The 7,055-nt window shown below is 61.9% G+C and carries 9 protein-coding genes; 1 reads left to right on the top strand and 8 read right to left on the bottom strand.

Annotated elements, in window-relative coordinates; translation table 11 throughout:
• The 7 genes from Q0341_RS08130 to Q0341_RS08100 all read right to left on the bottom strand — a co-directional run.
• On the bottom strand, positions 1-271 hold a 271-nt coding region (locus Q0341_RS08130; RefSeq protein ID WP_299511933.1), incomplete at its 3' end, for a hypothetical protein.
• 151 nt (positions 272-422) lie between these two features.
• Positions 423-1,160: a lysophospholipid acyltransferase family protein gene (locus Q0341_RS08125; RefSeq protein ID WP_299511932.1), complete on the bottom strand. Its 738-nt coding sequence runs from the start codon at positions 1,158-1,160 to the stop codon at positions 423-425.
• Positions 1,161-1,194: 34 nt separating this feature from the next.
• A complete protein-coding gene (locus tag Q0341_RS08120; RefSeq protein ID WP_299511930.1) occupies positions 1,195-2,490 on the bottom strand; it encodes a dihydroorotase in 1,296 nt (431 codons plus the stop codon).
• Between the two features lie 11 nt (positions 2,491-2,501).
• Positions 2,502-3,467, bottom strand: a complete 966-nt coding sequence (locus Q0341_RS08115) for an aspartate carbamoyltransferase catalytic subunit (protein WP_299511927.1) — start codon at positions 3,465-3,467, stop codon at positions 2,502-2,504.
• Positions 3,468-3,483: 16 nt separating this feature from the next.
• On the bottom strand, positions 3,484-3,984 hold the full coding sequence (gene pyrR / locus Q0341_RS08110) for a bifunctional pyr operon transcriptional regulator/uracil phosphoribosyltransferase PyrR (protein ID WP_299511925.1): 501 nt from the start codon (positions 3,982-3,984) through the stop codon (positions 3,484-3,486).
• Entirely contained in the window at positions 3,981-4,397 is a 417-nt protein-coding gene (gene ruvX / locus Q0341_RS08105; protein ID WP_299511923.1) for a Holliday junction resolvase RuvX, read from the bottom strand. The genes pyrR and ruvX overlap by 4 nt, the downstream gene beginning before the upstream one ends.
• Positions 4,394-4,993, bottom strand: a complete 600-nt coding sequence (locus tag Q0341_RS08100; RefSeq protein ID WP_299511921.1) for a YqgE/AlgH family protein — start codon at positions 4,991-4,993, stop codon at positions 4,394-4,396. Before Q0341_RS08100 ends, ruvX begins: the two co-directional genes overlap by 4 nt.
• Positions 4,994-5,067: 74 nt before the next feature.
• On the opposite strand from Q0341_RS08100, the gene Q0341_RS08095 reads away from it, so the two are divergent.
• Positions 5,068-6,549: a deoxyribodipyrimidine photo-lyase gene (locus Q0341_RS08095; protein ID WP_299511935.1), complete on the top strand. Its 1,482-nt coding sequence runs from the start codon at positions 5,068-5,070 to the stop codon at positions 6,547-6,549.
• Between the two features lie 273 nt (positions 6,550-6,822).
• Here Q0341_RS08095 and Q0341_RS08090 read toward each other — a convergent pair whose 3' ends face one another.
• Positions 6,823-6,993, bottom strand: a complete 171-nt coding sequence (locus Q0341_RS08090; RefSeq protein ID WP_089958888.1) for a rubredoxin — start codon at positions 6,991-6,993, stop codon at positions 6,823-6,825.
• Positions 6,994-7,055: the final 62 nt, after the last annotated feature.

Raw genomic sequence — 7,055 nt, 5'->3', positions numbered from 1 at the left:
CAATGAAGCGGCCCTGCGCCAAGCGCTGACGCAATGGAGCCAGGCTTGGAGCCAACAAGATCTGCCTCAATACCTGTCCAAGTACGCCAGCAATTTCAAAGCGCCCAATGGGCTGAGTCGATCGGCATGGGCCAAGCAGCGCACACAACGCATTTCTGGCAAAAAGACAATCCAGCACAGCCTCAGCGATGTGCGCATCCAGATGAGCGCCCAGACGGCCACCGTGCGTTTTACCCAAAGCTACCAAGACGAACGCCTGCGTCTTGTCCAACCCAAAACCATGCTTTGGCGTACAAAGATGGGCAATGGCAAATCACACTCGAAACCACTGACTGAGCATCCCCTCACCCAAGGGCAGCCGCTGCCAGCAAGCAAGCTCAGGCACCCAAACAGCCTCACCCACACCCAAGCCGAGCCCTCGGCTAATGATCGCGCAAGCGAACGATGTCTTCGCGTAAAGCGTGCGCCCAAGACCGGCGGTCGCGGCCATTGGCGCTTTGCGGTTCGCCAAAGTGCAGCACCGCCGTGATGCGTTTGGCTTTCAGGGTGCGCCACATCGAGCCGATCAAGGTGTCGTCGCCAATGTAGCAAGGCCCAAAGTTGGTCTCGCCGGTTTCGCCATCAATGAATTTCAGCGACACAGGCTGCACCGGGGCTTGCGCTTGGATGGCGGACTGGATCAGGTTGGCATGAAAGGGCAAGAGTTCGCGCCCATCGCTGGTGGTGCCCTCCGGGAAAATCGCCACCACATCCCCGTTTTGCATGGCATCGGCCATGTCCTTGACCATGCGCAGCGCGTCTTTGCGGCTGGTGCGTTCAATGTAGAGTGTGCCCGCGCCTGTGGCCAACATGCCCACCAACGGCCATTCGCGGACGTCAGATTTAGAGACAAAACGGCAGTGCCGCGCCGCATGGATGACCAAAATGTCCAACCATGAAATGTGGTTGGCCACCATCAGCGCCGGTCCACTGCGCACCGGCTGCCCCAGAACCCGCAGCTGAATGCCCCAAAGAGCCAGAAACTGCAGCGACCATGCTTGCACACGCATTTCGCGTTGCTCAGGCGAGAGCTTTGGAAAGTGGGCATGAATGGTCCACATGCCCATGAAGACATGCCACAGGCCGCGCCAAAACTTCCAGATGGCGGTGAGTGTGTTCATGCCCATGCGCAGCTGGATTGGGGAACGCCGCCGCTCACGGGGCCTCGAAGGCGACGTGCCCACCCACCACCGTCGCCAACACCCGACCGGGCAGCTCGTAGCCCGAAAATGGCGTGCTTTTGCCCTGGCTGCGCAGCGCGGCATCGCGCACCAGCCAATGACCGGCGTCCGACAACACACACACATCGGCCACGCCCCCGACGGCCAGTTGCCCCACCGAGCTTTGCAAGGTGCCCAGCGTCGCGCCCAGCACACGGGCCGGGTCGGCCGTGATGCTGGAGATCACCCGGGACACGGGCAGGCCGGCTTCTTGCCCCCACTTGAGCGCCAGGCTCCACAGCAGCTCAAGGCCAGTGGCCCCCGGCTCGGCCTCGGCGAACGGCAGGTCTTTGGCGTCAGCGTCCACCGGGGTGTGGTCAGACACCAGCGCGTCCAGCGTGCCATCGGCCAAGCCAGCCCGCAGCGCATCGCGGTCGCGCTGCTGGCGCAGCACCGGCGTCAAGCGGGCGCGGCTGTCAAAGTAGCCCATGTCGGTGTCGGTCAGGTGCAACGAGTTGATGCTCACATCGGCCGTGACCGGCAGGCCCTCGGCCTTGGCTTGGCGCACCAGCGCAACGCCCTGGGCGCTGCTGATGCGACACAGGTGCACACGGGCTTGGGTGGAGCGCACCAGCTCGAAAATGGTGTGCAAGGCAATGGTTTCGGCCGCGACCGGCACACCCGACAAACCCATGCGCGTGGCCAAGGCACCGCTGGCGGCCACGCCCTTGCCCAGGTGCAGCTCTTGCGGGCGCAGCCAGACGGTGTAGCCAAAGGTGCTGGCGTATTGCAAAGCACGTTGCAGCACCTGGGTGCTGGGGATCGGCACCTCGGCCTGAGAGAAACCGACGCAACCGGCCGCGGTGAGTTGGCCCATTTCGGTCAGCACTTCGCCCTTTAAGCCAAGCGTGAGTGCGCCCAAAGGCAGCACGCGGGCTTGGTGCAATTTTTCGGCGCGGTAGCGCAGCATCTCAACGAGTCCCGGCTCGTCGAGCACTGGCTCGGTGTCAGGCGGGCACACCAGGCTGGTCACGCCACCGGCCACGGCAGCGGCCATTTCACTCTCCAGCATGCCGGCGTGTTCTTGGCCCGGCTCGCGCAAACGCGCCGCCAGATCGACCAAACCGGGGGCCACGATGCAGCCTTGGGCGTTGATGACGCGGTTGGGACTGAAGTCAGCAGGGGCTTGGCCCATGGCCACGATGCGCCCGGCGGCGATGGCCACATCGGCGGTTTGGTCCAAGCCGCTGGCGGGGTCGATCACGCGGCCGTTTTGAATCAAGAGCTTCATGGTTTTTTTCCTTATGCCTCGTTGCCCGCGACGATGCTCATGACCGCCATGCGCACGGCGATGCCAAAGGTCACCTGCGGCAAGATCACGCTTTGCTGGCCGTCGACCACGGCGGAGTCGATCTCGACGCCCCGGTTGATCGGGCCAGGGTGCATGACGATGGCGTCGGGTTTGGCCAGTTGCAGTTTTTCGGGGGTGAGGCCAAAGCTCTCGAAGTATTCCTGGCTGGAGGGCAACAGTGCGCCACTCATGCGCTCGTTTTGCAGGCGCAGCATGATGACCACATCGCAGCCCTTGATGCCGTCTTCGAGGTTGTTGAACACGCGCACGCCCATTTGCGCCATGTCGGCAGGCACCAGCGTTTTGGGGCCCACCACACGCACTTCAGCACAGCCCAAGGTGGTGAGCGCATGGATGTCGGAGCGGGCCACGCGCGAGTGCAGCACATCACCCACGATGGCCACGGTGAGGTTGCTGAAGTCTTTTTTGTAGTGCCGGATGGTGTACATGTCCAGCAGCCCTTGGGTAGGGTGTGCGTGGCGGCCATCGCCCGCATTGACCACATGCACATGGGGCGCAACGTGTTGCGCAATCAAATACGGCGCACCCGACTCGCTGTGGCGCACCACAAAGATGTCGGCGGCCATGGCGCTCAGGTTGGCGATGGTGTCAAGCAGCGACTCGCCTTTGCTGGCCGACGAACGCGCGATGTCGAGCGTGTAAACATCGGCCGACAGGCGGGTGGCCGCGATGTCGAAGGTGGTGCGGGTGCGGGTGCTGTTTTCAAAAAACAGGTTGAACACGCTTTTGCCGCGCAAGAGCGGAACCTTTTTCACCTCGCGGTCGCTCACGCTGACAAAGCTGGCGGCGGTGTCCAAGATGTGGGTCAGGATGTCCTTGGACAGGCCTTCGGTGGAGAGCAGGTGGATCAGCTCGCCATTTTTGTTGAGTTGGGGGTTGTTGCGTTTGTAGAGCATGTTGTTCTCACCGAATTCAAGCTTTGTGGCGCACTTCAAAACTGAAGCCACCGGCCTCATCGCGGGCCAGCGCCAGCGATTGGGTCTCGGGCAGGGCCACACGGGCTGCAGCAAAGTCGGCCTGCACCGGCAGTTGCCGTCCACCCCGGTCCACCAGCACGGCCAGCTGCACGCGAGCGGGGCGGCCGTAGTCAAAAATCTCATTCATCACGGCGCGTATCGTGCGGCCGGTGTAGAGGACATCGTCGAGGATCAGGATGTCGGCCCCAGCCACCTCAAACGGCATGCTGGTCTGCCCGCCTGCCGACAAACCGCGTTGGGCGAAGTCGTCGCGGTGCATGACCGAAGAAACTTGGCCCGACTCACCGGGCAAGCCCAAATCACGCTGCAGGCGCTCGGCCAACCAGGCCCCGCCCGAGGTGATGCCAACCAAACGGGTGTCGGCATGGCAAAGGCTGCGCACGCCGCGCAACAACTCCAGGTAAAGGGCCTCTGCATTCAAAGCCAAAGCACTCATGGAAGGCTCCTTAAGAATTGATCCAAGATGATGGCCGCAGCCGCCGCATCGGCATCTTTGGCACCATAAGAATGGGCTTCGGTCGTGGTGTACCGTTCGTCCACCTCGTAAACCGACAGGCCAAAACGCCCACGCAACTGGCGGCCAAACTTGCGCGCGCGCAAGGTGTTTTCGTGTTCGCCGCCATCGGGGTGGAGAGGCACACCGATCACCAGCGCGTCGGGTTGCCATTCCTTGATGCGTTTGGCGATGAGCTCAAAGCGGGCATCGCCCTCGGCAGCAATCGTGCCTTGGGGCGTGGCCGACTTCATCAACCGGTTGCCCACGGCCACGCCGGTGCGCTTGAGACCGTAGTCAAAAGCCAAAAAGCTTTGGTGGTTATTGGGAACGACGGTATCGGGGGCGCTGCTCATGCGTGCCCCGCGTCTGGCGAGAGCATCCAACTTTTGAGACCCAGCAGGTCCAAGGCGCGGTCGTAGCGCTCGGCCATGGGCACGTCAAAAATCACATCGGCCGAGGCGGGCACGGTGAGCCAGGTGTTTTCGCCCAATTCCGACTCCAGTTGCCCCTCGCCCCAAGACGAATAACCCAGCGTGACCAGCACGCGACGAGGCCCGGCACCCGAGGACAGGGCTTCGAGCACATCGCGTGACGTGGTCATCTCCAACCCACCCGGCACGGTGAGGGTAGAGGCATAAACCGAGCCGCCGTCTTCCTGGGGTTTTTCCATGAGCAAGGGGTCGTGCAGCACAAAACCGCGCTCGGTCTGCACCGGGCCACCGTGCGAGACCGGGTTGTGCATCAGGTCTTCGCGGCGCAGCGGCAACTCCACCTTGTCAAACAACAAGCGCATGCTGATGTCAGAGGGTTTGTTGATGATCAGGCCCATGGCGCCCCGGGCGCTGTGCTCGCACATGTAAATCACGCTGCGAGCAAAGGTCTCGTCCTCCAAACCAGGCATGGCGATCAAGAAATGATGCTTGAGGTCAATAGAGGCACAATCGGTCATGCGCTGATTTTAGCGGCCCCGCCCTCGTGTTTGAGGCCATGGCGGCATTGTTTGATCCAACCCGGCAAACCCTGATGGAAACCCCTTTTTCTTGTGGCCTGGTCTGGCTGCGGCGCGACCTGCGCGTGAGTGACCATGCCGCACTGCACCATGCCCTGAAGCACTGCCAGCGGGTGCATGTGGTGTTTGTGTTCGACACCGACATCCTGGACGCCCTGCCCCGCGCCGACCGCAGAGTCGAATTCATCCGCGAGTCGCTGGTCGAAGTCGATGCCCAATTGCGCTCGCTGGCAGGCCACCCCCAAGCCGGCCTGATCGTGCGCCACGGCGTGGCCAAAGACAAAATTGTCAAACTGGCCCAGCACCTGCAAGCACAGGTGGTGTTTGCCAACCACGACGACGAGCCCCTGGCGCTGGCCCGCGACATCCAGGTGCGCGGCCATTTGGCCGACCACGGCATCGTGCTGCACACCTTCAAGGACCATGTGGTGTTTGAGCGCCACGAAGTGCTGACCCAGATGGCCAAGCCCTTCAGCGTGTTCACCCCTTACAAAAACGCCTGGCTCAAAAAGGTCACCTCCGAAGACCTGCAGCCTTTCGAGGTCGCATCTCTGGCCCAACGCCTGGCCCCGCGCCCCGACGACCTGGCGCATCCGGTGCCCAGCCTTGGCGATATCGGGTTTGAGCCCACCAACCTGCAGGCCCTGAAGATCCCCACGGGCGAGTCGGGCGCGCAGGCCTTGCTGCAAGACTTTTTGACCCGCATTGACCAATACGAAGACACGCGCAACTTTCCGGCCGTCAAAGGCCCCAGTTATTTGAGTGTGCATTTGCGCTTTGGCACGGTGTCGATCCGCCAGCTGGCCCGCGAGGCGCACCCGCGCATGTTGGCCGGCAGCGTGGGGGCCAGTGTGTGGCTGTCCGAGCTGATCTGGCGCGACTTTTATGTGCAAGTGCTGCACAACTTTGCGCATGTGGGCCGGGGCCAAAGCTTCAAGCCCGACTACGACGCCATCCACTGGGAACATGGACCCCACGCCCACAAGCTGTTTGACGCCTGGTGCGAAGCGCGCACCGGCTACCCGCTGGTGGACGCGGCCATGCGCCAAATCAACCAGACAGGCTACATGCACAACCGCCTGCGCATGGTGGTGGCGAGTTTTTTGGTGAAGGATTTGGGCATCGACTGGCGCTGGGGCGAAAAGTACTTCGCCACGCACCTGAACGACTTTGACCTGTCGGCCAACAACGGCGGCTGGCAGTGGGCCAGCTCCAGCGGCTGTGACGCGCAGCCCTACTTTCGCATCTTCAACCCGATCAGCCAAAGCGAAAAGTTCGACCCCGAGGGCAAATTCATCCGCCGCTATGTGCCCGAGTTGGCGGAGTTGCCCACGGCCGCGCTGCACGCGCCTTGGCTGGCCAAACCCATGGAGTTGCAAGCGGCAGGGGTGGTGATCGGCAAAACCTACCCTGCCCCCATCGTCGACCATGCCGAAGCTCGCGAGAAAACGCTGGCCCGGTATGCGGTGGTCAAGAAAAGCGCTGAATCACCGTGATGAAGCCCATCGACTGTTGACGCGCAACCCGTAAGTCGGGCCTTTATGGTCTGACAGCCATCCCTTGGCGAAGCGACATTTTCAAGGGGCGGTGGGGTGTCTAGTATGTCGGACCTGAAGGCACCGACCTACGAAGACCGACATGCCTCACGTAGATACTGTGATGCGTGTCAAGCGCAATGAAGTGCCGAGTTGAACGGTTTGTTCGACTTGAGCACACCAACGGCCACTTGAACGAGCTTGCGCATCATGGCCCCGTTAATCAGTCCTTGGTCAAATGGCGACCATCTCGAAATCTTCTTTGCGGGCCGCGCATTCTGGGCAAGTCCAGTTCATGGGCACGTCTTCCCATTTGGTGCCTGGGGCAATGCCGTGTTCAGGGTCGCCCTCGGCTTCGTCGTAGATCCAGCCGCAAATCAGGCACATCCAAGTTTTGAGTTCCATCACAGTGTCGCAATCAGAGAGTCGAATAGAATGTTTTGATTGTATCGGCCCGCTCATCGGGT

It is taken from the genome of uncultured Limnohabitans sp., assembly GCF_937889215.1.
Taxonomy (GTDB): domain Bacteria; phylum Pseudomonadota; class Gammaproteobacteria; order Burkholderiales; family Burkholderiaceae_C; genus Limnohabitans_A.
The sequence above is the reverse complement of the archived record's forward strand: the minus strand, read 5'-3'. Positions and strand labels throughout refer to the sequence as shown.

Coding starts and splice junctions, on each gene's coding strand:
- Q0341_RS08125 (WP_299511932.1), bottom strand. CDS start 1,160: ATGAACACACTCACCGCCATCTGGAAGTTTTGGCGCGGCCTGTGGCAT.
- Q0341_RS08120 (WP_299511930.1), bottom strand. CDS start 2,490: ATGAAGCTCTTGATTCAAAACGGCCGCGTGATCGACCCCGCCAGCGGC.
- Q0341_RS08115 (WP_299511927.1), bottom strand. CDS start 3,467: ATGCTCTACAAACGCAACAACCCCCAACTCAACAAAAATGGCGAGCTG.
- pyrR (WP_299511925.1), bottom strand. CDS start 3,984: ATGAGTGCTTTGGCTTTGAATGCAGAGGCCCTTTACCTGGAGTTGTTG.
- ruvX (WP_299511923.1), bottom strand. CDS start 4,397: ATGAGCAGCGCCCCCGATACCGTCGTTCCCAATAACCACCAAAGCTTT.
- Q0341_RS08100 (WP_299511921.1), bottom strand. CDS start 4,993: ATGACCGATTGTGCCTCTATTGACCTCAAGCATCATTTCTTGATCGCC.
- Q0341_RS08095 (WP_299511935.1), top strand. CDS start 5,068: ATGGAAACCCCTTTTTCTTGTGGCCTGGTCTGGCTGCGGCGCGACCTG.
- Q0341_RS08090 (WP_089958888.1), bottom strand. CDS start 6,993: ATGGAACTCAAAACTTGGATGTGCCTGATTTGCGGCTGGATCTACGAC.